This is a genomic window from Chelativorans sp. J32 (genome assembly GCF_000518985.1).
Taxonomy (GTDB): Bacteria; Pseudomonadota; Alphaproteobacteria; order Rhizobiales; family Rhizobiaceae; genus Chelativorans.
Genome location: NZ_JAEQ01000020.1, coordinates 34,458 through 57,683, shown reverse-complemented (window position 1 = coordinate 57,683; position 23,226 = coordinate 34,458). Strand labels below are relative to the sequence as shown.

20 protein-coding genes are annotated in these 23,226 nt (G+C 60.2%); 9 read left to right on the top strand and 11 right to left on the bottom strand.

What is annotated here, in order from left to right; all coding sequences use genetic code 11:
* The first annotated feature begins 727 nt into the window (after positions 1-727).
* Genes CHEJ32_RS0120220 through mnhG form a run of 6 tightly spaced genes read left to right on the top strand, consistent with a single transcriptional unit; the run spans position 728 to position 6,779 of the window.
* Positions 728-3,643, top strand: coding sequence for a monovalent cation/H+ antiporter subunit A (locus CHEJ32_RS0120220; RefSeq protein WP_028035415.1), 2,916 nt, complete (start codon positions 728-730; stop codon positions 3,641-3,643).
* Positions 3,643-3,987 (top strand): Na+/H+ antiporter subunit C, encoded by a 345-nt coding sequence (locus CHEJ32_RS0120215; RefSeq protein ID WP_028035414.1) that lies wholly within the window; start codon positions 3,643-3,645, stop codon positions 3,985-3,987. Before CHEJ32_RS0120220 ends, CHEJ32_RS0120215 begins: the two co-directional genes overlap by 1 nt.
* Positions 3,987-5,627 carry a monovalent cation/H+ antiporter subunit D gene (locus tag CHEJ32_RS0120210; protein ID WP_034658857.1) on the top strand — a complete coding sequence of 547 codons (1,641 nt, stop codon included), beginning with the start codon at positions 3,987-3,989 and terminating at the stop codon, positions 5,625-5,627. The genes CHEJ32_RS0120215 and CHEJ32_RS0120210 overlap by 1 nt, the downstream gene beginning before the upstream one ends.
* Complete coding sequence (locus CHEJ32_RS0120205) at positions 5,624-6,109, top strand: Na+/H+ antiporter subunit E (RefSeq protein ID WP_028035412.1); 486 nt, start codon at positions 5,624-5,626, stop codon at positions 6,107-6,109. The genes CHEJ32_RS0120210 and CHEJ32_RS0120205 overlap by 4 nt, the downstream gene beginning before the upstream one ends.
* A complete protein-coding gene (locus CHEJ32_RS0120200) occupies positions 6,106-6,387 on the top strand; it encodes a K+/H+ antiporter subunit F (RefSeq protein WP_028035411.1) in 282 nt (93 codons plus the stop codon). Before CHEJ32_RS0120205 ends, CHEJ32_RS0120200 begins: the two co-directional genes overlap by 4 nt.
* On the top strand, positions 6,384-6,779 hold the full coding sequence (gene mnhG, locus CHEJ32_RS25480; protein ID WP_034658856.1) for a monovalent cation/H(+) antiporter subunit G: 396 nt from the start codon (positions 6,384-6,386) through the stop codon (positions 6,777-6,779). Before CHEJ32_RS0120200 ends, mnhG begins: the two co-directional genes overlap by 4 nt.
* Here the strand turns inward: mnhG and CHEJ32_RS0120190 are convergent, their stop codons facing one another.
* From CHEJ32_RS0120190 to CHEJ32_RS0120170, 5 genes are all read right to left on the bottom strand, one after another.
* Positions 6,780-7,712, bottom strand: a complete 933-nt coding sequence (locus tag CHEJ32_RS0120190; RefSeq protein ID WP_028035410.1) for a YbhN family protein — start codon at positions 7,710-7,712, stop codon at positions 6,780-6,782.
* Positions 7,713-8,156: 444 nt separating this feature from the next.
* The gene (locus tag CHEJ32_RS0120185; protein ID WP_051469801.1) at positions 8,157-9,521 is read right to left on the bottom strand and encodes a hypothetical protein; all 1,365 of its coding nucleotides are present in this window, start codon (positions 9,519-9,521) and stop codon (positions 8,157-8,159) included.
* An 80-nt stretch (positions 9,522-9,601) separates the two neighbouring features.
* Positions 9,602-11,197 (bottom strand): class I adenylate-forming enzyme family protein, encoded by a 1,596-nt coding sequence (locus tag CHEJ32_RS0120180; RefSeq protein ID WP_245261213.1) that lies wholly within the window; start codon positions 11,195-11,197, stop codon positions 9,602-9,604.
* Positions 11,198-11,217: 20 nt separating this feature from the next.
* Complete coding sequence (locus tag CHEJ32_RS0120175; RefSeq protein ID WP_028035407.1) at positions 11,218-12,186, bottom strand: amidohydrolase family protein; 969 nt, start codon at positions 12,184-12,186, stop codon at positions 11,218-11,220.
* A gap of 74 nt (positions 12,187-12,260) precedes the next feature.
* Entirely contained in the window at positions 12,261-13,235 is a 975-nt protein-coding gene (locus tag CHEJ32_RS0120170; RefSeq protein ID WP_028035406.1) for a LysR substrate-binding domain-containing protein, read from the bottom strand.
* A gap of 194 nt (positions 13,236-13,429) precedes the next feature.
* Here CHEJ32_RS0120170 and CHEJ32_RS0120165 point away from each other — a divergent pair, with 194 nt between their 5' ends.
* Both CHEJ32_RS0120165 and CHEJ32_RS0120160 read left to right on the top strand, forming a co-directional pair.
* Positions 13,430-14,611, top strand: a complete 1,182-nt coding sequence (locus CHEJ32_RS0120165; RefSeq protein ID WP_028035405.1) for an acyl-CoA dehydrogenase family protein — start codon at positions 13,430-13,432, stop codon at positions 14,609-14,611.
* A 27-nt stretch (positions 14,612-14,638) separates the two neighbouring features.
* Complete coding sequence (locus tag CHEJ32_RS0120160; protein ID WP_028035404.1) at positions 14,639-15,634, top strand: Ldh family oxidoreductase; 996 nt, start codon at positions 14,639-14,641, stop codon at positions 15,632-15,634.
* Between the two features lie 91 nt (positions 15,635-15,725).
* On the opposite strand, the gene CHEJ32_RS0120155 is transcribed toward CHEJ32_RS0120160, so the two are convergent.
* The 4 genes from CHEJ32_RS0120155 to CHEJ32_RS0120140 form a co-directional block, all read right to left on the bottom strand.
* Positions 15,726-16,859, bottom strand: a complete 1,134-nt coding sequence (locus CHEJ32_RS0120155; protein ID WP_245261208.1) for an ABC transporter substrate-binding protein — start codon at positions 16,857-16,859, stop codon at positions 15,726-15,728.
* Between the two features lie 140 nt (positions 16,860-16,999).
* The gene (locus tag CHEJ32_RS0120150; RefSeq protein WP_028035402.1) at positions 17,000-17,707 is read right to left on the bottom strand and encodes an ABC transporter ATP-binding protein; all 708 of its coding nucleotides are present in this window, start codon (positions 17,705-17,707) and stop codon (positions 17,000-17,002) included.
* The gene (locus tag CHEJ32_RS0120145; RefSeq protein ID WP_084032883.1) at positions 17,700-19,472 is read right to left on the bottom strand and encodes an ATP-binding cassette domain-containing protein; all 1,773 of its coding nucleotides are present in this window, start codon (positions 19,470-19,472) and stop codon (positions 17,700-17,702) included. The genes CHEJ32_RS0120150 and CHEJ32_RS0120145 overlap by 8 nt, the downstream gene beginning before the upstream one ends.
* A complete protein-coding gene (locus CHEJ32_RS0120140; RefSeq protein WP_028035400.1) occupies positions 19,472-20,434 on the bottom strand; it encodes a branched-chain amino acid ABC transporter permease in 963 nt (320 codons plus the stop codon). Before CHEJ32_RS0120140 ends, CHEJ32_RS0120145 begins: the two co-directional genes overlap by 1 nt.
* Before the next feature lie 262 nt (positions 20,435-20,696).
* On the opposite strand from CHEJ32_RS0120140, the gene CHEJ32_RS0120135 reads away from it, so the two are divergent.
* Positions 20,697-21,581, top strand: coding sequence for an SMP-30/gluconolactonase/LRE family protein (locus tag CHEJ32_RS0120135; protein ID WP_028035399.1), 885 nt, complete (start codon positions 20,697-20,699; stop codon positions 21,579-21,581).
* A 47-nt stretch (positions 21,582-21,628) separates the two neighbouring features.
* On the opposite strand, the gene CHEJ32_RS0120130 is transcribed toward CHEJ32_RS0120135, so the two are convergent.
* Together CHEJ32_RS0120130 and CHEJ32_RS0120125 are read right to left on the bottom strand one after the other, a co-directional pair.
* Positions 21,629-22,045 carry a Zn-ribbon domain-containing OB-fold protein gene (locus CHEJ32_RS0120130; protein ID WP_034658855.1) on the bottom strand — a complete coding sequence of 139 codons (417 nt, stop codon included), beginning with the start codon at positions 22,043-22,045 and terminating at the stop codon, positions 21,629-21,631.
* Between the two features lie 11 nt (positions 22,046-22,056).
* Positions 22,057-23,223 (bottom strand): hypothetical protein, encoded by a 1,167-nt coding sequence (locus CHEJ32_RS0120125; protein ID WP_028035397.1) that lies wholly within the window; start codon positions 23,221-23,223, stop codon positions 22,057-22,059.
* Between the last annotated feature and the right edge of the window lie 3 nt (positions 23,224-23,226).

The window sequence follows — 23,226 nt, the reverse complement described above, 5'->3', positions numbered from 1 at the left end:
GCAATGGGATGGCTGGCGAAATGAGGTCCTCAGGGCGAATTAGGTGCGACACAGGACTTGAAACCCGTGGGGTCGCGCGCAATCGACGCAACACAGATTAATTGCCTGAACTTCATAGAAACGTTAGACAAACCTGCTCATAACTGCCTAAATTGGCGCACAAGCTAAAACATTCCGGAGATGCCGTTGAACGGAGCGGAGCCGCACCGCCCATCTCATTTTTCTCGCTGGCTGCCAGCCTTGCTGGCATGCGTGATCGTGATCGCCTGCTCGCACGTCTCCTTTGCGCGGTCGCTTTGGGATTCCGCAAGCCCGGGAACGGCACTGGAACCGCTGCAGAATAAGTTCCGCGTGCCCTCTCCCTCATCTCAGGAAATCCGAAACCGGGACGGCGCCGATTGCAAGGGTGCAGTGGGCGGGGATGATGCTGCATTTGAAGCACCCTTTACCGGCTTTCAGTGGAACGCCGAAGAGAGCGCCTCTCAAGCCGGAGCAAGCGTTCAGGGAATTTTACCCAGCCCGAATAGGGAAAAAGATCCGAGGGCTCCGCCTGGAGAGCATATGCTCAGCTGAAGCGATTGGCTTCGCTGACTGAACCTGCCCGGCCACAGAGAGTAGATCGCTCGACAATCATAGTTCCACCCGGCATGGCAAAGTGGAACCCAGGATCTTGTTGAAGATCTAGGCCAAGTCTTGGCCCTTTATGCTTTTATGAGTGCATTGTTGGATGATTACGGAAAACGTACTCCTCGCCCTGATTCTTCTGCCTTTCCTGGGCGCGCTGCTGGCGGCGCTTTTTCAGGCGAATGCGAGAAACGCGGAGGCTTGGTTATCAGGCGCGGTCACTCTGTTTGCTTTGGGCCTGGCCATATTGCTTTATCCCGCCATCGAGGGCGGAAGAGTAGTCCGTCTTGATCTGCAGTGGCTTCCGGAGCTGGGTCTCAACCTGACCCTGCGAATGGATGGTTTTGCCTGGCTGTTCACGATGCTGATCGCCGGGATCGGGTTTCTCGTGGTCATCTATGCGCGTTACTACATGTCGCCGCAGGATCCTGTCCCGCGCTTCTACTCGCTGTTGCTGGCCTTTATGGGCGCGATGCAGGGCATGGTGCTTTCCGGAAACCTCGTCCTGATGGTGGTCTTCTGGGAAGCGACCAGTATCTTCTCCTTTCTTCTGATCGGATATTGGCATCACAATGCCGCTGCCCGCGACGGAGCACGCATGGCTCTCACAGTCACCGGGATGGGCGGGTTTTGTCTGCTCCTGGGCGTTATCCTCATCGGCCACATTGTCGGCAGCTATGATCTCGATGTCGTCCTGAGATCAGGAGCCGAAATCCGCTCGCATGCGCTTTATCTGCCGGCGCTCCTGCTCATACTGGCTGGCGCGCTTACCAAAAGCGCGCAGTTCCCCTTCCATTTCTGGCTGCCGAATGCCATGGCGGCGCCCACGCCCGTTTCCGCCTATCTGCATTCGGCGACGATGGTCAAAGCAGGCGTGTTCCTTCTTGCCCGCTTGTGGCCGGTGCTCGCCGGCACCGATGCATGGTTCTTCATCGTCGGAACCGCCGGCCTCACCACCCTTCTCCTCGGCGCCTATTTCGCGATTTTCCAGCAGGATCTGAAGGGCCTTCTCGCCTACTCCACGATCAGCCATCTCGGCCTCATCACCACGCTCCTGAGCCTTGGAAGCCCTCTCGCCGCCGTCGCCGCGATCTTCCACATGGTGAACCATGCCACGTTCAAGGCATCCCTGTTCATGGCCGCCGGCATCATCGACCACGAGGCCGGTACCCGTGACATGCGCAAGCTGAGCGGCCTCTTCACCGCGCTTCCGATCACCGGGACCCTTGCGATGGTGGCGAGCGGAGCAATGGCCGGCGTACCGCTCCTCAACGGCTTCCTCTCAAAGGAAATGTTCTTTGCCGAGGCAATTCTGGAACACCGCGAGTCGCTGCTCGATTCGGTGACGCCTTATCTGGCCGTATTGGCCGGCGCCTTCGCCGTGACCTATTCGGTTCGTTTCATTCACTCGGTGTTTTTCGGACCCAAGGCAACCGACTTGCCGCGGGAGCCGCACGAGCCGCCGCACTGGATGCGCCTTCCGATAGAATTGCTCGTCCTCGCCTGCCTTCTTGTCGGCGTTATCCCAGGCCTGACGATCGGCCCCTATCTGCACACGGCCATTGTCTCCGTTCTCCGTGAGGAGACGCCGGAATATAGTCTTTCCATATGGCACGGCTTCAACTTGCCGCTTCTGATGAGTCTGATCGCTCTCGTGGGCGGCATCCTGCTTTATGCAGCGCTCCGCCGTTATCTCGCCCATTGCGAGGAGGACCCGCCGGGGCTGCGCGGTTTGCGAGGGCAACGAATCTTCGAGCGCATCCTGGTGACCGTCTCATGGCGCTGGGCGCGCTGGCTGGAGGCTCATCTCGGCACGCGGAGGCTTCAGCCCCAGCTCCGCACCCTCGTGTTGGTGGCGATCATCGTCACGGCATGGCCGCTTTTCAAAGCGGGGCTCATGCCGGAGCTGTCCTCCATAGCCAATCTCGATCCGGCACTTGTCCTTGTCTGGGCGATGGGCATCACCTGCGCCATCGCCGCTGCCTATCAGGCCAAGTACCATCGGCTTGCGGCCTTGATCCTCCTCGGCGGTGCCGGCCTGGCGACCTGCATCACCTTTGTCTGGTTTTCGGCGCCGGATCTCGCGCTCACCCAGCTGTTGGTGGAAATCGTCACCACCGTCCTCATTTTGCTTGGCCTACGCTGGCTGCCGGAACGCATCGCGGAAAGTGACGCGCCGGCAAGCTTGGCTGCTAGGCTGCGCCGGCAACGCGACTTCCTGATTGCGCTGGCGTGCGGAATGGGGATCACCGTGATCTCCTATGCGATCATGACGGCTGCCCCGCTACGTTCGGTGGGCGATTTCTATCTGGAGCGCGCCTATTCCGAAGGTGGCGGCACCAATGTGGTGAACGTGATCCTGGTCGATTTCCGCGGATTCGATACTTTGGGCGAGATCACCGTTCTGGGCATCGTGGCGCTTTCTGTCTTCGCGCTGCTGCGCCGTTTCCGCCCTGCGCCGGACAGCATCGGCTTGCCAGAGCAACAGCGCATCCAGAATGCCTATGATGACGCCCATCACGATCGTAGCGTCGGCGAAACGGCACATGATTACCTTTTGGTGCCGTCGGTGATCATGCAATGGATGTTCCCAATCATCATCATGCTGGCGGCCTATATCTTCCTGCGGGGTCATGATCTACCGGGCGGCGGGTTCGCCGCCGGCATCGCAATGGCCATCGGCTTCCTTCTTCAATACCTGGCAGGAGGCACGCGCTGGGTGGAGGAACGGTTGCGCATCCTGCCGGTGCGCTGGATCGGGGCCGGCTTGCTTGTCTCGACTCTTACGGGCATAGGTTCCTGGCTCTTCGGCTACCCGTTCCTCACCTCCTCGTTCCGTTATGTGGAAATCCCGTTGATCGGCCAGGTTCCCGTTGCCAGCGCCTTGCTATTCGATCTCGGCGTGTTCCTGCTCGTGGTCGGCGCTACTGTCCTCATGCTGATCGCGATCGCGCATCAGTCAATACGAAGCCACCGTGTTCGCGCGGCGGAAACGGCAAAGCAGGAGGAGGTCGCCTGATGGAACTCCTCTTGTCGCTCAGCATCGGTGCGCTGGTAGGGTCGGGTGTGTGGCTCCTGCTCCGGCCGCGTACATATCAAGTCATCATCGGGCTTTCGCTACTCTCCTATGCCGTCAACCTGTTCATATTCAGCACCGGCCGGCTGCGGGTGAACGCCGCCCCGATCGTGGAAAAGGGCACGGAGATCGACCCGGCCGCATTTGCTGATCCGGTGCCGCAGGCTCTCGTGCTCACAGCCATCGTCATCAGCTTTGCCACAACGGCCCTCTTCCTCGTCGTCCTCCTCGCCTCGCGCGGGTTGACCGGGACCGACCACGTGGACGGGAGGGAGTCGGAGAAGTGATGCCAAACCCTTCACACCTCATCATTGCGCCAATCCTCATCCCGTTATTGGCGGGCGGGCTGCTTCTTTTTTTCGAGGATCGCGAGCGCCGGCTGAAGGATGCAGTTTCCATCCTCACTGCCCTCGCGCTGATCGTCGTGGCTTTCGTGCTGCTCAAGAGAACCTATCCCGCCGCCGGTGCGGAAGATGGTCGGATCTTCGTCTACCTGCTGGGAAACTGGCCGGCCCCGATCGCCATCAATCTCGTTCTCGACCGCCTCTCGGCAATCATGCTGGTTCTCACGGCGGTGCTTGGGCTCGCCGCTCTTATCTTCTCCATCGCCCGTTGGCAGAGGGCCGGCGCCCACTATCACAGCCTGTTCCTGTTCTTGCTGATGGGGCTCAACGGGGCATTCCTGACGGGCGACCTGTTCAACCTCTTCGTGTTCTTCGAGGTCCTGCTTGCCGCTTCCTACGGATTGGTGCTGCACGGCTCCGGCCCAGCCCGCGTGAAAGCCGGTATGCATTACATCGTCATCAATCTTGCCGCCTCGCTGCTTTTTCTCATCGGTGTGGCGATGATCTACAGCGCTGCAGGTACGCTCAACATGGCGCATCTGGCGGTGGTGTTTGGGGAGCTCGATGGTGACGGCCGTGCGATCGCAGAAGCAGGCGCCGGTATTTTGGGCATCGCCTTTCTCGTCAAGGCCGGTATATGGCCGCTGAATTTCTGGCTTCCGACCGCCTACTCGGCTGCCGCCGCGCCTGTGGCGGCCGTGTTCTCGATCATGACAAAGGTCGGCATCTACATCCTCATGCGTCTGTCGCTGCTCTTTTTCGGGTCCGAGGCAGGATCGTCCAGCGGTTTCGGCTCCGAAGCGCTGTTCCTGGCCGGCATGGCGACGATCCTGTTCGGTATGGTGGGCGTGTTGGCCTCGCAGGCGATGGGACGCCTGGCCGGCTACTCGGTCCTTGTATCGTCAGGCACGGTTCTTGCTGCCATCGGGTTTTCGCAGGCGGGTGTCACCGCCGGAGCGTTGTTCTATCTTCTCAGTTCCACCTTGGCGCTTGCCGCTCTCTTCATGCTCATCGAGCTGATCGAACGCGGCCAGGACCCCGCCGCCAATGTTCTTGCAGTGACAATGGAAGCCTATGGCGAGGGGGAGGAAGAGGAAGACCCTGCAACGGAAGAAATCGGCGTGGCCATTCCGGAGACGCTCGCCGTTCTGGGCGTAAGCTTCGCCATTTGCGGCATCCTGCTTGCCGGACTGCCTCCGCTGCCTGGCTTCCTTGCCAAATTCGCCATGCTCACCTCCATGTTCAATCCGGCCGGCCTCGGCGACGGCGCGATCAGGCACTCCTCGTGGTGGCTCGCCTCCTTCCTGATCCTCTCGGGTTTTGCCACCCTCATCGCCATGACCCGTGCTGGGATCCGTTCGTTCTGGGCACGAATTGATGGGGAGGTCCCACGCGTGCTTCTCGTGGAGGTTGCGCCGATCGCCCTTCTTCTGACGGCGGTCGTGGTGATGACTGTCGCGGCAGGCCCGACCTACAGGCTTCTGGAGGCGACGGCTTCGGATCTTCATGCGCCGCAAGCCTATATCGAAGCGGTCATGCAAGCTCTCCAGGCGGTTCCGAACAAAGGAGAGATCGCACCATGAGGCGGCTCTTTCCCTATCCCTTGCTGATCGTTGCGATTGCGCTAGCCTGGCTTTTTCTCGCTGGGTTTTCGCTTGGCCAGCTTTTACTCGGCACCGCCGTGGCTCTTCTCGCGGCACAGGGCCTCGCAGCCTTGCGTCCCGCGAAGCCACGGCTGCGGCGGTGGGATTTTATCCCGCGGCTGGTGGGCATCGTTTTGCTGGACATTGCGCGCTCCAATATCGCGGTAGCGCGCGTGATCCTTTCGGGCGAAAGAGAGAAGCTCAGATCCGGTTTCGTCTCGATCCCACTGCAATTAAGGGATCCTGTCGGTCTGGCGGTGCTGGCAACCATCGTCACCAGCACCCCGGGCACTGCCTGGATCGACTACAGCGACAGGGGAGGCATCCTGCTCCTGCATGTCTTCGACCTGGTGGACGAGGATGATTGGGTGGAGCTGATCAAGAATCGCTACGAAAACCTTCTCCTGGAGATATTCGAATGAACACTGCGATCCTGGAATGGTCACTGACAATCGCACAGATCATGCTCGGAATCGCGATGCTGCTTGCAACTTTCCGCATGGTGAACGGGCCGCGGGCGCAGGACAAGGTTCTGGGACTCGACGCGCTCTATGTAGTCGCGATGCTGGAACTCCTCCTCTTCGGCCTGCGCAGCGGCAGCAGCATCTATTTCGAGGCGGCGCTGGTGATCGCGATTCTCGGTTTTGTCTCAACCGTCGCGCTTGCAAAGTTTCTGATGAGAGGAGAGGTGATCGAATGAGCCCTGAACAGGATATCCCCCTCTGGCTGGCGCTCGGCGTCTCGATCCTGGCCCTGCTCGGCGCATTCCTAACGCTGCTGGGAACGATAGGCCTCGTGCGTTTGCAGAGCTTCTATCAGCGCATCCACGCGCCGACCTTGGGAACGAGCTATGGGACCGCGTCGATCGTGATTGCTTCGATCCTGTTCTTCTCTTACGTGGAGACGAGGCCAGTGCTGCACGAGGTGCTGATCGGCATTTTCATTACGGCAACGACGCCGGTCACCCTGATGCTTCTCGGACGCGCAGCGCTCTACCGGGACCGCGCCGAGGGGAAGGATCCGGTCTTACCTGCGGATGAGCAGGCCGACGCCGTGTTTCCGATTACATCCAGCAGGCCACATCGCCAGTGATCAGGTCCGTTCATTGACGAGCTGCCGACGCTCGAACCCGAGAACGATGATCAGGGCAGCGATGAACGGAATGATCAGATAGAGAAGCCGGAACACCAGAAGGGCGGCCAGAACATCCGCCGGGTCGAGTTCCGGCAGCCCGGAGATGAAAGCAAGCTCGAGAACCCCAAGACCGCCCGGGGCATGGGAAAGAAGGGCCAGGGAAAAGGAAATCAGAAAAATCCCCAGGATCGTCACAAAGCCGGGATTCCCCGAAGCCGGCAGCGCAAAATAGATTATCGCTGCCGCGCCGATGATCTCCAAGGGCCCGATCAGCAATTGGCGCGCAACAATCGAAAGGCGCGGATAGGAAATTTCAAGCTTGCCGATATGCAGCGGTCGCAGTCTCAACGCGCTGCCGGCAACATAAAGCAGAACAAGACCAAGGAGGAGCGCGCCTGTCAGCGCCGATGCCTCCACGGGAAGCATATCGACAAAGCGGTCCGCGATCTGCGGCTCGATCAGCAGGACGAGGCCCGTAAGAAGAACAATGCCGAGGGCGAAGGTGAAGGAACAGAAGGCCACCAGGACGCCCACCTCCGGCCCGGTCAATCCCTTCGCCGTATAAGCACGATAGCGCACGATCGACCCGGAAAAGACCGACGCGCCGATATTGTGCGACAACGCATAAGTGGTGAACGAGGTGATGGTGATATAGATCCAGCCGACCCGTTTCCTCAGATGCGTAAGTGCGAGGTGGTCGTATGCGGCCAAGGCACCATAAGCCACAAGCGTGGCGATCACACAGAGGAGCCAGTTGACTGCCGGAATTGCGGTGAGGCTGCCCCAGAGCTCGTCAAGCGAAAGCCCACGCAATTCATGGTAGAGGAGCCAAGCTGAGAAGACCACCGCACCAAGGCCGATGATTGACCAAACATATTTCTTCAGGTGCATGCGTGACATCTCATGCTTGTGCTTGTGTCGGAGATGGAGCTAACCTGTCCGGCGATTTTGCGGCCAGTAAAAACCTAAGACCTTAAAAAAAACCTCTGGCGGAACTTCCCGACCGGTCGGGCTAGCACAGCTTCCTGACCGAGGAACCGTGAAGTTTCTGCCGTCTTATTCCATTTCCCATGGGCTTTCATTGAGCCCACTTTCTGGACCATGTTTCTATCGCGCCCCTACCCGCCTCTGTGAAACCGTCGAAGAATGCCTCTCGATACAAAAAGCCCGCAACGCGCCCGTTCTTGAGGCGCGTCCTTCAAGCAGTGGAGAACACTGGATAAAAAATACGGCAGCCCTGCGGCGCGGCCATCTGCGCTTTTCGCGCCTCAAGCAACAATGTTGTCGGAAATTCTGATCGTTCCGGGCGGACTCGGTATCGGAGTGGCCGCCCGTTCAGGCTAAGGGATTGAAGGCAGCCCAGAGCGACAACGCGACCGCATTTACGAGGAGAAACCATCGGTTCCACTGCAAGCCCACCGTGGTGGCCCGGACGCGTCCGAGGCGAGCGACCAAAAGGGTTACTGCTGTGAACGGCGACGTCGCTCCCGAGAGCGCCCATCCCGCCGTTATCGCGATGACGATCTGATCCGGCGTCAAATCATACAATGCGGGTTGCGGCAGCAGACCGCTGACGAGCGATGCTGCCAGGATCGGGTGCAGGCCGAAGAGACCGATAAGCGGCATCCACCACACGATGAGCACCAGTATGAGCCAACCGGGCAAAGCCGGCAGATGTGCCTCCGCAACAACCGGGCCGAAAAGATCGACCGAAAGCAGGCCCGTAAACGTGGCGACCATCACCAGCATCGATTCGGAGGAGAAGGATGGCGCCTCCTGAGTGGTAAAGCGGCGCAACCATTCGCTCACCGCTCCAAGTCGCCCCGCGATGCCGTTGTCCGCTCTGGCGACGACGATGCTGAGCGACGTGATGGGCACGAGGACCACGATTGCGGCCAAGATCGGCATTCCGAATGTGAGGACGAATACCGAGGCGCCTCCACACAGGGCAACAAAGAGGAGGGCCAGCGGAAAAAGGTCAGCGACCCTTCCGATCGCCGGCATAGGTGGCGGCGCGGGCTTGACCTGCGGCTTGAACAAGGAATCCAGAAACCAGCCGACGAACGTTAGGATGACACTGGTCCCCAGTGCCCCCGGAACCGATCCCAGCCAGCTCGAACCGCGAATGACCGTCGTCGATATGATCATCGGGAAGGCGACGGGCGACCAGCATAGCGTCGCGACAAAGCCGCGCTGGATCGCCAGCAGCATTCGTCGCTCCCGTGATTGACGCAACCATCCGTCCGGTTCTCGCGCGGTGATGCTCGTAACCAGGCCTCCCAGAAGTGTGACCGCACCATATTGCAGAATGTGGGAAAAGAGCTGGGAGCCGAGCGTCAGGGCAGCATAGCGGCGCCCGGGCGGCTGGCTGACCAGATAAAGACCTGATCGAACGATGCCCGGAATATCGTTCACTGCCGAGCGAAGGGTCAGAAGCGAGACGAAGATCGCCACCACCGAGCCCGAGCGGATAATCGCCGCCGCCATCAGCTCCAGCATATCCGATCGCGTCAAAGTCCCGAACGCCACGAAGATCACGCCGATCGCGGAGAGGATGAGAACGGAGAAACTCAGCCGGCCGAGCTGCGTCAGCATGAAGGCGACGACCAGCGCGGCCGCGACCGGTTCCATCCAGGTCCGCGCACCGAATTCGCCGACAATGACGACGAACATGGTGGCAACAAGCAGGAGGCCCGCCAACCTCTGCAGAGGGCGCGGGCGACTGGAGGCGGTTGCAGCGATTGCGGTTCCCGCGCCTGGTCCGTGCGCGGGCTCCGGGTTCATGCGTCGGCAGATTGGTCGAAGAACAGGCTCGCCAGTTCGTTCTTCTTGACCTTACCCGTATTGGTGAGCGGTAAATCGATCTCGCGCACAAAGCGGTAAAGACGCGGTATCTTGTATGCGGCGAGTTGCTTCTTGAGAGCTTCGGCCAGCTTCTTCTCCGTGCCAGCTGCCGGCTCCCTTTCAGTGACGACCACCGCGCCGATGACCTCGTCCCGGGTCTTGTCCGGTACACCCACGACAAAAGCGAGCTTGACGCCCTCCTGCTGCATTAGGATCTCCTCGACCTCGGCCGGCGCGACATTGATGCCGCCGGTCTTGATCATCTCCTTCATACGGCCGCGGAAATGGAGGTAACCATCCTTGTCGAGGATGCCGAAATCGCCAGTGCGGAAATAGCCGTCGGGCGTGAACGAGTCCCGGTTCTTGTCCTCGTCCTTATAGTAGCCGATGGTGACATAGCGCCTCACCTGCACTTCGCCCGTCACGCCGCGTGGAACAGGCGCCAGCGTCTCGGGATCCACGATGCGAAGGTCAACGCCATCAAGCGGCCGGCCGACCGTGGCGAACCGCTTATCCGGCGGATCGAGCCGACCATCGGAAACCGCACAATTTCCGTAGGTCTCGGTGAGACCGTAAATGTGGCAGATCTCCTTGGCGCCGAGGTCGGCGACGCGTTGCAGCTGGTCGGGGGAACCGGTTGCGCCGCCCGAACGCAGGGAAGACAGATCGCGCTTCGGCCGGTCGGGATGCTCAGCCATCGCCTGCGCCATGTTCGGCGTGCCATAGTAGAGCGTACAGCGCTCCTCTTCGATAATGCGCAATGCTTCCCCGGCATCGAAATGTTCTTGCAATACGAGGCAACCGCCGTGGGTGAAGATGTTGAACAGCGCATTCTCGCATCCCAGGCCCCAATAGAGCGAGACGGCAAGCCACAAGCGGTCCTCATGGGTGGCGTGCATACGCTCGCCGATATTCCACATGTTTTCGATCAGGCCGTAGTGCTGAATCTGCACGCCTTTCGGTGTAGATGTAGAGCCGGAAGTGTAGAGCAGATAAGTGACGTCCTGGGGATCGACAGCGGCTGCAGCCTCGTTGATGACATGGTCGGGGACGTCCCTGCCCTTCTCATAAACGGCAGCAAACGGCACGCTTCCTTCGTATCCATGGTCTCCGACATGGATCAGCCTCTTGAGCTTCGGGATGCTTTGCGAAAGCGGTTCCAATTCGCCCAGCATCGCCAAGTAATCATATTTCAGAAAACGGCCGACATAGACGAGCGTGTCCGCGTCCGAGTGTTTCAGGATATAACCGAGTTCGCGTGCCGTGACCCAGGTGTTCACCGCAACCATGATCCCGCCGAGGCTGCATATGGCGAGATCCGCGACGATCCACTCCCATTTGTTGCCCATCAGAATTGCGACGCGACTGCCTTTTCCGACGCCCATTGCCGACAGCCCCTTGGCAAACGCACGGACTTCTTTTCGCAGGCCGGCATAGGTGAAACGCCTGTCCTTGGCGACCAAAGCCTCTCTCTCGGGATAGGTTTCCGCCAGCTCATCGAGCAAGGCAGGAATCGTTCGAGCTTTCGGCATGGTTGGCATTCTATGGCCCCTCATGAGAGATTGTAGAAAGAAAGTGCGTTGGCGCCGAGCATCTGCTCGGCTTCCTCCGCTCTGAAGCGGTAACCCCATTTTTCCGCATTGGCCGGCAGGTCGCGGAAGAATGCGACCCAACGGCCCAAATCCGAGCGGTCACCCGTAAAGCGCTTGCCGGACGCCTGATCCGACGCAAACAGGATTCGCTCGCTTCCCACCAAGGAGCGCCAGGTTGCAAGCCGAGCGATCAGATTGCCTGGATCGGATTCCAGCTGTTCGTTCCAGTTGGAAACGTCGAGAACACAATTGGGAAGGTCGGCAACAGCCTCTGCCGCCACTTGCCACCAATGCGGAAAGCCTGCATGGCAGAGAACGATCTTCAGATCCGGTATCTCTTTCGCAAGCCGGGCGACATGGATCGGATGAACCGGGTTCTTCTCCGAATAATCCGCGCCGGCAAAATCCGTCCAGACCCCGGCCCTGGTATGGATCTGGACCGGCACGCCGAGCTCGGCTGCAAGCTTGAACATGGGGCGCACACTCTCTCCGTCGGCTGCAAAGCCGTCTGGGGTCAGTTCGCCGATACCGGCGAGACCATGATCCCTGACGCCGCGCTTTAGCGCTTCGAGATAGTTGCTGCGCCGGAAATCGACCGAGACATGGCAGTGGAGGCGTCCCTTGTGCCGCTTCTGCAACGCGCCGTAAAACTCGATTTGTTGATCGATCGAGACAGGTGGCTCCTCGCCAAATACGGGCTCGCCCACGTCGATCATCATGATGAACGACCGGTCGACGCCAGCCCGATTCATATTTTCTACGAAATCATCGCCATTCTGATCCTCGACGCCGGCAAGCAGCCGCGGCAGGATCATGTCGGGCGTGCGTTCATCGGACTTTGCAGCCCACCGCTCGGCGGCGCGTCGAAAGAACGCCCGGGGCAAAAACCCCTCGCCCCAGATATGCGCGTGCGAATCGACAACTGGCACCGCTCGTCCTCCCTGCGAACACCGACATCAAGAATTGCATTCTCAGCAATCGCAGTGGCGCGAACAATTGCGGCCTACGGTATAGCAGGTATAGATGAGGTGGAGGCGTGATATTGGTCCGCTGTTGAAACGCGAGGGAGCCACACGCCTTCCCTGACGAGGTCGCGCACGAGCTGGGTCACCATCTTCGCCAGCATACGCGTCGCGTTTGTCACCGGCCGCTGTGTCGAGGTCGCCAGCACCAGGTGCCGGGTCATCCTCGGCTCTATGATGGAAGTTACCCTGAGCGCACCATCCTCGACCTTGGAATTGACGCTGGCATAAGGCAGGATCGTATATCCGACGCCGCGCTCCACCATGTTGACGACGGCGCTGAGACTATCGATCTCATATTCGACATTGGGATAGATCTTGCGCGCGCCGAGAAGGGATTCGACCAGCACGCGCAACCCGTGCGGATGCGAAGGCAAGATCAGCGGCAACTCGGCCAATTGCTCGCCGCTCACCGGCCCATTCATTGCCATGCACCGCTCCCGCCCGGGGCCTACGAGCAGCAACTCCTCCTCGATCAGCGGCTCCGTCATCAATGTGGACGTTTTCGGGGCGTTGTAGAGAATGGCAACGTCAATGCGTCCCGTTGAAAGCCATTCCAGGACGTGGCCGCTATAGCCCTCCTGCACCTTCAACCTTATGCGCGGATATTCCTCATGGAACCGTTCGATCAGCGGCGCGGTCAGAACCGAGCCCGCGGTCGGCGGCATTCCTATCGATATCCTGCCGCTTGGATCCGACCTTAGGGTGTCGATATCCGCGGAAATCGCGCCGATGGACGCCATGATCGAGCGGGCGTGGTCGACCACGACCTTACCGGCATCCGAAACGACGATGCCGCGGCCTGTACGGTGAAGAAGCTCGACGCCTAGCTCTTCCTCCAGGCTTCGTATGTGACGCGAAAGAACCGGCTGAGCCACCGATAACACGACCGCTGCCTTCGAGAAGCTGCCAAGCTCCGAAACGGACAGCAGATATTTGAGCTGCTTCAGTTCCATCAGTGCAGTATGCCTCCTCCCGGCGCGCAAAGATATGTCCCAGGCCCACCACTGACAATATAGCTGATAGGATTTGTTGGCGTATGACGTCTGCAGCGTTCGCCGCTACTCTACCGTTCAAACGGGGCAACTTGCCTCATCTGAGATTGCCGCCATCCCCTCGATGGGGATGCTGTTAGGGCGGAGAGGACTTCATGCTGGACGGACCTACAAATCTGGATAACGTCGAGGATCCTAAACAGGACATCCGGGATGCCGTAACGGCCCTGTGCGCGCGCTTTCCCGACCAATACTGGCGCAAGGTGGATAGCGAGCGTCGCTACCCGTCGGAGTTCGTCAATGCGATGACGGAGGCGGGATATCTCGGCGCGCTAATTCCGGAGGAGTATGGCGGCTCGGGCCTCGGCCTTTCCGACGCCGTCGCGATCCTTGAGACTGTTCATGCGAATGGCGGCAATGGCAGCGCCTGTCATGCGCAGATGTATGTCATGGGCATCATCCTGCGCCATGGCAACGAAGAGCAAAAGCGGCGCTGGCTGCCAAAAATCGCATCCGGGGAGCTCCGGTTGCAGGCCTTTGGGGTGACTGAGCCGACCGCCGGAACCGATACCACGTCCATCAAGACGACTGCCGTACGGCAGGGTGACCACTACATCGTCAACGGCCAAAAAATCTGGACTTCACGCGCCGAGCATTCCGACCTGATGATATTGCTCGTCCGCACCACCCCAAAGGACAAGGTCGCCAAACGTTCCGACGGCCTGTCGATCCTCGTCGTGGACATGCGGGAGGCGATCGGGAACGGCCTGACCATCCGGCCGATCCGCACCATGATGAACCATGCCACCACGGAAGTGTTCTTCGACAATCTGAAGGTGCCGGCGGAGCATCTCATCGGTGAAGAAGGAAAGGGGTTCCGCTATGTGCTGGATGGCATGAACGCGGAGCGCCTTTTGATTGCCGCCGAATGCATTGGAGACGCGACGTGGTTCATCAACAAGGCCGCGGCCTATTCCCGTGAGCGCATCGTCTTCAATCGACCCATCGGCCAAAACCAGGGCGTACAGTTCCCCATCGCGCGCGCCTATGCGGAAATGTCCGCCGCGCGGCTGATGGTTTATCACGGCGCCGAGCTTTACGAGCGGCAGATGCCGTGCGGGAAGGAGGCGAATATGGCCAAGCTGCTCTCATCTGAAGCGGCCTGGCACGCGGCGGAGGCCTGCCTGCAGACACATGGCGGCTTCGGCTTTGCCGAGGAATATGATGTCGAGCGCAAGTTTCGCGAGACACGCCTTTATCAGGTGGCGCCTATTTCGACCAATCTGATCCTCGCCTTCATAGCCGAGCATGTGCTCGGGATGCCGCGTTCCTACTGAGCGTTCAGGCAGAAACAAGGAGTCTCCATGCGTATCGCGATCCCAGAGGCCTACATCCTTGCCGAATCCGCATTATCCAAGCTGGGCTACGAAGCCGGCCAGGCGAAGATCGCTGCCGACCACCTCATGGACAGCGAACTTCGCGGGCTCGACTATGCCGGTTTCGCACGGATATTGTCGATCGCCGAGCGACTGCAGAAACAAGGCCTCTCCACTCGCCCGATCAGGGTGATGAAAGAGTCCTCCATCTCGGCCCGCATCGATGGCGCCGACAACCTCGGCTATCTGGTGGCCCACCGCGCCACCCAGATCGCGATCGAGAAGGCGCTGACCAGCGGTATTGCCGTCATCGGCGCCAGCAACACCTGGTATACGGGCATGCTTTCCTATTACGCCGAAATGGCAGCGGAACATGATCTCGTGACGATGATCGCGTCGAACGCCTCTCCTTGGGTCGCACCGCACGGAGGCAGCGAAGGGCGTTTCGGGACCAACCCGATTTGCTTCGGCTTCCCCAGCAAGGATGATCCCGTCATCTGGGATATCGGCACTTCGGCGATCATCCACGCGCAGGTCGTTCTGGCGCGCCGCCTCGGCGAGCGGCTCAATCCGGGACTGGCTTTCGGACCGGACGGCCAGGAGACAACCGATCCGGACGCTGCGCTTCAAGGAGCCTTCGCGCCCTGGGGTGGGCATCGAGGTTCGGGCTTGGCCATGGTCGTGCAGATGCTCGGCATCCTGGCCGGCTCACCGATGATCCCGGGCGAGCTGCGCGAATTCGGCTATCTGATCGTGGCAATTCGCCCGGACCTGCTGGTCGAAACCGAGGCGTTCAAGGCGGAGATCTTCGACTACGCCGAGGCGGTTCGATCGACCCGGCCTGTCGAAGGCGGCGAGCCGGTCCGCATGCCCTTTGACCGTTCTCGTGCCAAACGAGCGGGGATGCTCAAGGGTGGCTTCATAGAAATGCCCGACACGGTTTTCGCCGGCATTCAGACCATTATCGATCGCGGCCTAAGCTGACCTCCATAAACTGACTATCAAGCGCCGGCTGCTATAGTGAAAAACCCGCGATGCTGTGCATCGCGGGCTTTCCTCTTGAAAGGAGCAGGATTTACCTGGTCGGCCAAACAGGCTCGGCCAGCGCCGATGCCTCCGGGTAGATCGGCTTGGGCTCGCCGCCTTGCCACTGCACAATAATCAGCTTGGCGTTTACGTTGTGGCCGGCTTCGTCGAACTTGATATGACCGCCCGGATAAAACTTCGCCGGCCCCTCGGTGGTATCCATGTTGCGCAACGCTTCCGCGACGGCCTTCCTGTCCGCCTTTCCCGCGTCTTCCAGCGCCTGCTTGAAGAGCCAGATGTCGCCGTAAGCGCTAATCGAGTCTTGGGTCATCCAAGGCTCGCCCGTTTCCTGCTTGAAGCGCTCGATGATCTCTTCCTGACCCTTGGCACCCCAGTTGCCGACCACCGACATCACGCCTTCAAGCAGGTCGGGGCCGATGTTTTTCAGGAGTTCGGGAGCCCCGATGTGAGCGCCGCTCGAAATGATCGGCATGCGACCGCCACCAAGATTGAACTCGTTGATCTTCTCCAGCAGCAGCTTGTCGTCTGGTACGGAAGTGCCAAGCATGATCAGGAATTCAGGCCGCGCGGAGCGCGCTTGCTGGATCAGCGCGGTGGCATCTGCCAGTGGCGGCGTGAAGGTCTCATCGAAGAGCAGCTCGATGCCCATTTCCTCGAGTCCACCTTCCCGCATCGGCTTGGCGAAACTCACCGAGGATGCCGTATTGTCAGAAATGATGCCGGTCGTGCTCGGTTGTTTACCGGTCGCCTTCTCCGCCACCTCCATCAGCGCCGGAAGGGCGTCCTGTGCCTGCTTCACTCCGGTCGGCGGCATCTGGAAAATATACTTGAAGCCGCGGGAGGTGATTTGGTCAGAATAGGACAAGGTCACCATTGGCAGCTCTGCCCGTTCGGTGACTTCGGAGACGGACAGCGTAAACGAGGACAGCCAGGCACCGGTGACTCCGACAAGGTCCGGCTCCTGGGAGACCATACGCTGCGCGGCGTTCTTTGCCTTCTCTGCCGTGTCGCCGGCATCGAACACCAGCAACTGCATCTTTGCACCGCCAAGGCTGGCGACACCGCCGGCGTCATTGATGTCCTTTATGGCAAGCTCGGCACCCTTCTTCATCAATTCGCCCTGGCGAGCCCACGGGCCGGACATCGGCGCGATCAGCGCCACTTTCACCTCGGCCGGATTGGACTGGCCAAAGGCGGAGGGCTGGCCAGTGACGATGGACATGGCAAGCCCGGCCACGCCGGCCGATAGCAACTGTCTGCGTGTAAACACTGTGGTTCCTCCCGATATTGTAGACTGTTCACTCACATGCCGAGATAGGCCTTCCGGACACGTTCATCCGAAAGGAGCTCATTCTGCTCGCCCTCGAGCACGACACGCCCGGTTTCGATCACATAACCTCGATCACAGCTTTCGAGCGCTTCCACTGCGCGCTGCTCCACCAGCAGCACCGTCAGGTTCCGCGCTTTTCGAATCTCCACAATGGCCTCGAAGATCGAATCCGCGACGGCCGGTGCGAGCCCCATTGACGGCTCGTCGAGCATCAGCAATTTCGGCGAGGAGGCGAGCCCGCGGGCAATGGCAACCATCTGCTGCTGACCGCCGGAGAGCGTGCCGGCCAACTGCCGCCGCCGTTCGTCGAGAATAGGAAACAGGTTCAGGATGAAAGCGAGGTTCGATTTCCAGTCGCGCCGGCCAGTTTCGGTATAGGCGCCCATTTCGAGATTTTCCTCGACCGTCAGGTTCGGAAACACCTGCCGTCCTTCCGGCACATGTGCGATTCCCAGATGGGGCCGCTCATGTGCCGGTATGGCGATTAAATCCCGGCCTTCGAAGGTGATGTGTCCAGACCTAACCGGCACCGACCCGGAAATCGACTTGAAGAGGGTCGTCTTGCCGGCGCCGTTGGGGCCGACGATGGAGACGAAATCGCCCGCATTCACCGTCAACGAGATGGCATTCAGCGCTGATACGCCGCCATAGGCGACACAAAGTTCTCTTATCTCAAGCACGTTCGCGCCACCTCCTGCCCAGATAAGCTTCGATGACCTTCGGGTCACGCATGATGTTGCGCGGCTTACCTTCGCCGAGCAGTGCGCCGTGATCGAGGACGATGAAGTGATCGGCAAGCCGGAGCATCGCCTGCATCGTGTGCTCGATAATGAGGATCGTAATGCCGGATTCCGTCAGCTTGCGGAGCACGACGATCACCTCATTGATTTCGGACGAGCCGAGCCCGGCCAGGATTTCGTCGAGCAGAAGGATTTTCGGCTTGCCGGCAAGTGCGCGCGCCAGCTCCATCAGTCGCTGCTCTTTGGATGGCAGTCCGCCGGCCGTTCGCTCGGCGTCCTTTTCCATGCCGACCAGCGCCAAGGCTTCGCGTGCATGCCGCAACGCCGTCGCGTCGTCGTCGGCGCGCACATATGCGCCGACCAGGACATTGTCGAGCACAGAGAGCCGGGCGAAGGGTCGCGCAACCTGGAATGTCCGGCCGATTCCGCGTTTGCAGACGCCGCTCGGCTGAAGCCCGACGAGGTTCTCGCCCTCGAAAATGACTTCGCCGCTGCTTGGCGTGTGGAAGCCGTTCAGCATGTTGAAAAGCGTCGTCTTGCCGGCGCCATTCGGCCCGATGATGCCGATCACCGCGCCCTCCGGGACCTTGAATGACACGTCCTGCACGGCTTTGAGGCCACCGAAGCTCTTAGAGAGGCCCTTGACCTCGAGGACGGTTTTGCCGGCCATCGCCTCGGGACGCTCAAGCAGTTCGCCAGCATCCACGAGCGCGGTGGCGACAGGCGCTTCCCCGGAACGTCCGTCCCGGTCGCTGCGTGTTATCAAGTCGCGGATCTTCCAGAAGATGCCCTCCGGCGCGAGAAGGATGACGAGAACAATGGCGGTGCCGAAGACGACGCCCTGTATACCTGGCAGTATATTGCCCAGTTCCGCATGCAGGGTTTCCGACAGCGGAATCAGGATCGCCGCGCCTATCACCGGGCCCCAGACGGTGCCGATGCCTCCGAAGAGCGCGACGATCAGCGCCTGTGCCGAGGTCAGCATGGAGAACACGCTGGCCGGCGTCACGACGATAAGGATCACTGCATAAAAGCCGCCGATCGCGCCCGCGATCGCACCTGAAATGGCGATCGCCCTTAGCTTCCATTTGCGCGTCTCTATGCCGGCAGCCTCCGCAGCAAGCTCGTTCTGCTTAATGGCAAGAAGCGCCATACCGAAACGGGTTGTCTCGATCCAGCGTGAAACCAGGACGGCGATGACCAGCAGAACCAGCGCGATGACAGAATAAATGCGTCCGTCCGAAAACTGCATATAGGCGGCCGGGTTTTCACGATTCATCGGCAGCGCGACTTCCTGATAGCCCAGCCACTCAAAGACGTAGAGCAACGCCAACGGATAGGCGAGCATGGCAAGCGCGAAGTAGTGGCCGCGCAACCGGAACGTGGGCAGGCCAACGATGATGCCCGCAACGGCACCGACCAGCCCGGCCAGCGGCAGTCCGATCCATGGCGACAAGTTGAAATGCAGCAGGCCGAGGGCGACGGTATACGCACCAAGTCCGAAGAAGGCCGCATGGCCGAAGGAGACAAGCCCGGAATAGCCCGAGAGGACATTCCAGGAAATGCCCATCACCGCCCAGATGGCCACGAGCGTCAGCATAAGCTGGTAATATTGATTGGGCACGATGAAGACGAGCAGCAGATAGACCGCGGACAGCACTGCCAGAATGCCCAGCGACTGCATGAATGTCGTACGGCTTCCCATCAGACCCGCTCCACGCTCTTGCCGAACAGGCCTTGCGGCCGGAAAAACACGACCAAAAGGAACACCGCGAAGATCGCCGTATTCTGCAACTGGATCGGCAGGACCAATGTCGAAAGCTGCTGCACCAGGCCGATAGTCATGCCGCCCCAGAAGGCGCCCACGATCGAGCCGAGCCCGCCGAGGACAACACCGGCATACATGACGATGACGAATTCGATGCCGACATAGGGCTGAAAGGGATAGTAGGTTGCGACCAGACCGCCTGCGATAGCCGTGATTGCCGTGCCTAGCCCAAAGGCGATGCGGTGGGCGCGATCGACATTGATGCCCATATACTGAGCCGCTTCCACATTATCGGCGGACGCGCGCAGCGCCTTGCCAAGGCGGGTGCGATTGACGAAGACATAAAGCCCGAGCGCCACAAGAACGGACACGATGGCACCGACCAACCGCGCCTTGTTGAGAAAGACGGATACCCACTCGCCTACCATTGGCCCGATCTCCCAAGCCGAAGAAGACATGGGCGTGCGTATCGAAACCGGCTCAGACCCGAACAGAATGAGGCCGCCATTCTGAAGAATAAGCGCGATGCCGAGCGTCAGGATCAGCTGGGCGTAGTGGCCTTGGTTGTCGCTTGCTGCAACACTGACCCCCGTTACGCGTGAGATCAGGAACTGATGCAGGAAATAGCCGACGATGAAAAGCAGCGGCCCCGCGACGATCGCCGCTGCCACCGGACCCACATACGGACCGAGGAAAGCGAGAATGCCGAAGCCGGTGAACAGGTACCAGGCAGCATACATGCCTAGCATCATGAGATCGCCCTGCGCGAAATTGATCACACGCATGATGCCGAAAATCATGCCGAGACCCGTGCACATCAGGCCGTAAAGACAGCCGACCATCAGGCCGGCAGCCAGCGCTTGGAGAAAGTTTTCGAGAAGGATCAGCCCGTCACTCATGCGGCATACTTTGCCTTCGGACTGCGGCTCACAAAATGAATGTTAGCCGGACGGTGGCATAGCATCGGCGGTCCTCCCTGATCCTGCCTCCTGCCCAAGCCCGCACTGCATAAAACGCAGGCCGGAACCCTGCGCCTAATAGGTCAGGGTCACCCCTCAGACGTCAATAACGGCAGGTGCATAGCTGCTATAGTGGGACCTTACCTGCGTCGACGATATCCATGCGGTAATCCCTGAAGCGATCGTAAGAGGAGGATTTGCGATGCCGGTGGAAGTTGGCGAGGTTCGGCTCGTTGCACAGACCGAAGACGTGCTGGGCGAGGTGCCGCTCTGGGATGCAGACCGTTCGGCGCTTACGTGGATAGATGTCTTGAAGCCGGGGTTTCATCGTCTTGACATCTCCACAGGCGAAACGAAGAGCGCCACCCCGCCGGAGAAGCTCGGTTCCTATGCGCTGTGCAGAGATGGCAATGTGCTGGTTTCCGGACGCAACGGTATGGCGATCTGGAATCCAGAGACCGGCAGTCTCGAGCGTCTTTCCCACCCGGAGGCCGACCGTCCCGGCAACATCCTCAACGATGGCCGCACCGACCAGCGTGGCCGCTTTCTCGTGGCCAGCATGGACAAGATGCTTTCAGGTCCCAAGGGCCGGCTTTGGCAAGTCAGCGCCGAAGGCGGCGTCGCATTGATGCAGGACGAGGACATCTACCTCCCGAACTCGATCTGCTGGAGTCCGGACGGGGGAACCTTCTACCTCGGAGACAGCCACACAAACCTGATTTTTGCCTATGATTATGATCTGGATACGGGCCGTATCTCCAACAGGCGTCTCTTCGCCGACACCAAGGACCTTCCGGGGGATGTCGACGGCTCTAGCGTCGATTCCCAAGGTTATCTTTGGAATACGCGATATGATGGCGGCTGCCTTGTCCGCTTCAGCCCCGACGGCGAGGTGGACCAGATCATAGAGCTGGGCGTGACAAAGCCCACGCATCTCACGTTCGGCGGCAAAGATCTGAAGACCGCATATATCACCACCGCAAGATTCCGTCTGCCGCCGGAGAAGCTAGCTGCAGAGCCCTTCTCAGGTGGATTGCTTTCCATGGATGTCGACGTCGCCGGTCTTCCGGAGCCATTCTATGGCTGAGCGACATGGCGCGGGAGGGTTTCAATCCATCCCGCGCCGCGGTGCATCTATGCCGGTTTGAACCGCAGCATTGTCAGATCTTCATCTACGTCGTCAAAGGTGGCCTGCACCTTCTGCCCGACTTCGATCTTCCCACCGAAATCGATCAGGTTCGCGGTGATGCGCGGCCCCTCGGCCAATTCGACCTGGATCACATTGTAAGGGACATCGTCGGCAAAGGCCGGAAACCACACCTTATGCACTTCGACCCAGGTGGAAATGGTGCCGCAGCCCGATGCCTCGCGCCAGTCAAGCCGATCGGAGAGGCAGTATGGGCAGACGGGCCCCGGCGGCAAATGTGGTTTGCCGCACTCCTCGCAATACGGAAGCATGAGCTTGTGGACCTTGAAGCCGTCCCACAGGGGTTGGTGATCGGGCGTGATGCGCGGACGCGGCTTGGCCGTGATGCCCTGCTTGAAACTCATGGAATGCCTCCTCAATCGGCCGTCAGGATAACCGAATCGCCCCATACCGTGCCCCATTGCAGCACGTCGGCATTCGGGATCTGCCGCGGCCCTGCGGTACCGCGTATCTGCCGTGTCATTTCGCGGATATGGTTCCAGCCGGCAACGTGCGCCTCGGAAAGCAGGCCGCCATTGGTATTGACCGGCAGCCTTCCTCCCGGACCGATCGCTCCGTTCTGCACGAAATCCGCCGCCTCTCCCTCACCGCAATAGCCGTAGCGTTCCAACACGAAAAGCACGAGCGGCGAGAAGGCATCATAAGTATAGACGCCCTTCACATCGCTCTGGGTCACGCCCGCTGCCTCGAACACTTCCACGTCGATGGGCCGGGAACGGATATTCGTCGCCGGCTGCTGGCCTATGCCCAAACCCGGCGGTGCGAAAATGAACTCATCGCGGCCGGACCGTATGCCCTGCATCCCCGCGATCGCCACCGGCTTCTGTTTGAGGTCGCGCGCACGTTCCCTGGTCGTAACCAAGGTCACCACGGCGCCGTCGGTCATCAGGCAGCAATCGAAGAGATGGAGTGGATCAACGACCATGCGAGAGGTTTGATGTGCCTCCAGCGTCAACGGCTCCTTCATGACGGAATCGGGGTTCTGCAGCGCATGCTGGCGGATCTGGATCGGAACGGCGGCCAGCTTCTCGCTCGTCGCCCCGTACAACTTCATGTAGCGCTGCATGGATAATGCCGCACCGCCCGCAGGCGAGGTGAGACCATAATGTGGCGCCTCCCCATGGGTGCCGCCGCCCTCCCGGTAACCCTCCATGTCACCCGGTCCGCCAAGGATGTCCCGCTCGCGCGTAAAGCTGATCGCGGTCACGCAGGCGACGACATTTGCAAGGCCGGCCGACACTGCGAGCGCGGCATGCTGCAGTGTGTTGGTGACGAAGCGCCCGTGCGTCCATGCCTGATTGACGTAGCGGATGTTGAGACCCAGGCCTTCCGCGACGCTGTCGTAATCAAGGCCCAGCGGCCATCCCATATGCATGGAGAGGCCGTCGATCTCATCGCGTTCAAGACCGGAATCGTCGAGCGCTTCTTTCAGAGCCTTGGCGGCCATGGCGAGCTGCGTGTCCGGCATGAATCTTCCGAACTTCGATGCGCCAACCCCGACGATGGCTGCGTTGATCTTCATGTT

Excerpts from the sequence above, each read along its gene's own strand:
- CHEJ32_RS0120200 (WP_028035411.1), top strand. The coding sequence starts at position 6,106 with ATGAACACTGCGATCCTGGAATGGTCACTGACAATCGCACAGATCATG.
- CHEJ32_RS0120130 (WP_034658855.1), bottom strand. The coding sequence starts at position 22,045 with ATGAGTTTCAAGCAGGGCATCACGGCCAAGCCGCGTCCGCGCATCACG.
- mnhG (WP_034658856.1), top strand. The coding sequence starts at position 6,384 with ATGAGCCCTGAACAGGATATCCCCCTCTGGCTGGCGCTCGGCGTCTCG.
- CHEJ32_RS0120165 (WP_028035405.1), top strand. The coding sequence starts at position 13,430 with ATGCTGGACGGACCTACAAATCTGGATAACGTCGAGGATCCTAAACAG.
- CHEJ32_RS0120160 (WP_028035404.1), top strand. The coding sequence starts at position 14,639 with ATGCGTATCGCGATCCCAGAGGCCTACATCCTTGCCGAATCCGCATTA.
- CHEJ32_RS0120145 (WP_084032883.1), bottom strand. The coding sequence starts at position 19,472 with ATGGGAAGCCGTACGACATTCATGCAGTCGCTGGGCATTCTGGCAGTG.
- CHEJ32_RS0120205 (WP_028035412.1), top strand. The coding sequence starts at position 5,624 with ATGAGGCGGCTCTTTCCCTATCCCTTGCTGATCGTTGCGATTGCGCTA.
- CHEJ32_RS0120180 (WP_245261213.1), bottom strand. The coding sequence starts at position 11,197 with ATGCCGAAAGCTCGAACGATTCCTGCCTTGCTCGATGAGCTGGCGGAA.
- CHEJ32_RS0120135 (WP_028035399.1), top strand. The coding sequence starts at position 20,697 with ATGCCGGTGGAAGTTGGCGAGGTTCGGCTCGTTGCACAGACCGAAGAC.
- CHEJ32_RS0120190 (WP_028035410.1), bottom strand. The coding sequence starts at position 7,712 with ATGCACCTGAAGAAATATGTTTGGTCAATCATCGGCCTTGGTGCGGTG.
- CHEJ32_RS0120215 (WP_028035414.1), top strand. The coding sequence starts at position 3,643 with ATGGAACTCCTCTTGTCGCTCAGCATCGGTGCGCTGGTAGGGTCGGGT.
- CHEJ32_RS0120220 (WP_028035415.1), top strand. The coding sequence starts at position 728 with ATGATTACGGAAAACGTACTCCTCGCCCTGATTCTTCTGCCTTTCCTG.
- CHEJ32_RS0120170 (WP_028035406.1), bottom strand. The coding sequence starts at position 13,235 with ATGGAACTGAAGCAGCTCAAATATCTGCTGTCCGTTTCGGAGCTTGGC.
- CHEJ32_RS0120210 (WP_034658857.1), top strand. The coding sequence starts at position 3,987 with ATGCCAAACCCTTCACACCTCATCATTGCGCCAATCCTCATCCCGTTA.
- CHEJ32_RS0120125 (WP_028035397.1), bottom strand. The coding sequence starts at position 23,223 with ATGAAGATCAACGCAGCCATCGTCGGGGTTGGCGCATCGAAGTTCGGA.
- CHEJ32_RS0120140 (WP_028035400.1), bottom strand. The coding sequence starts at position 20,434 with ATGAGTGACGGGCTGATCCTTCTCGAAAACTTTCTCCAAGCGCTGGCT.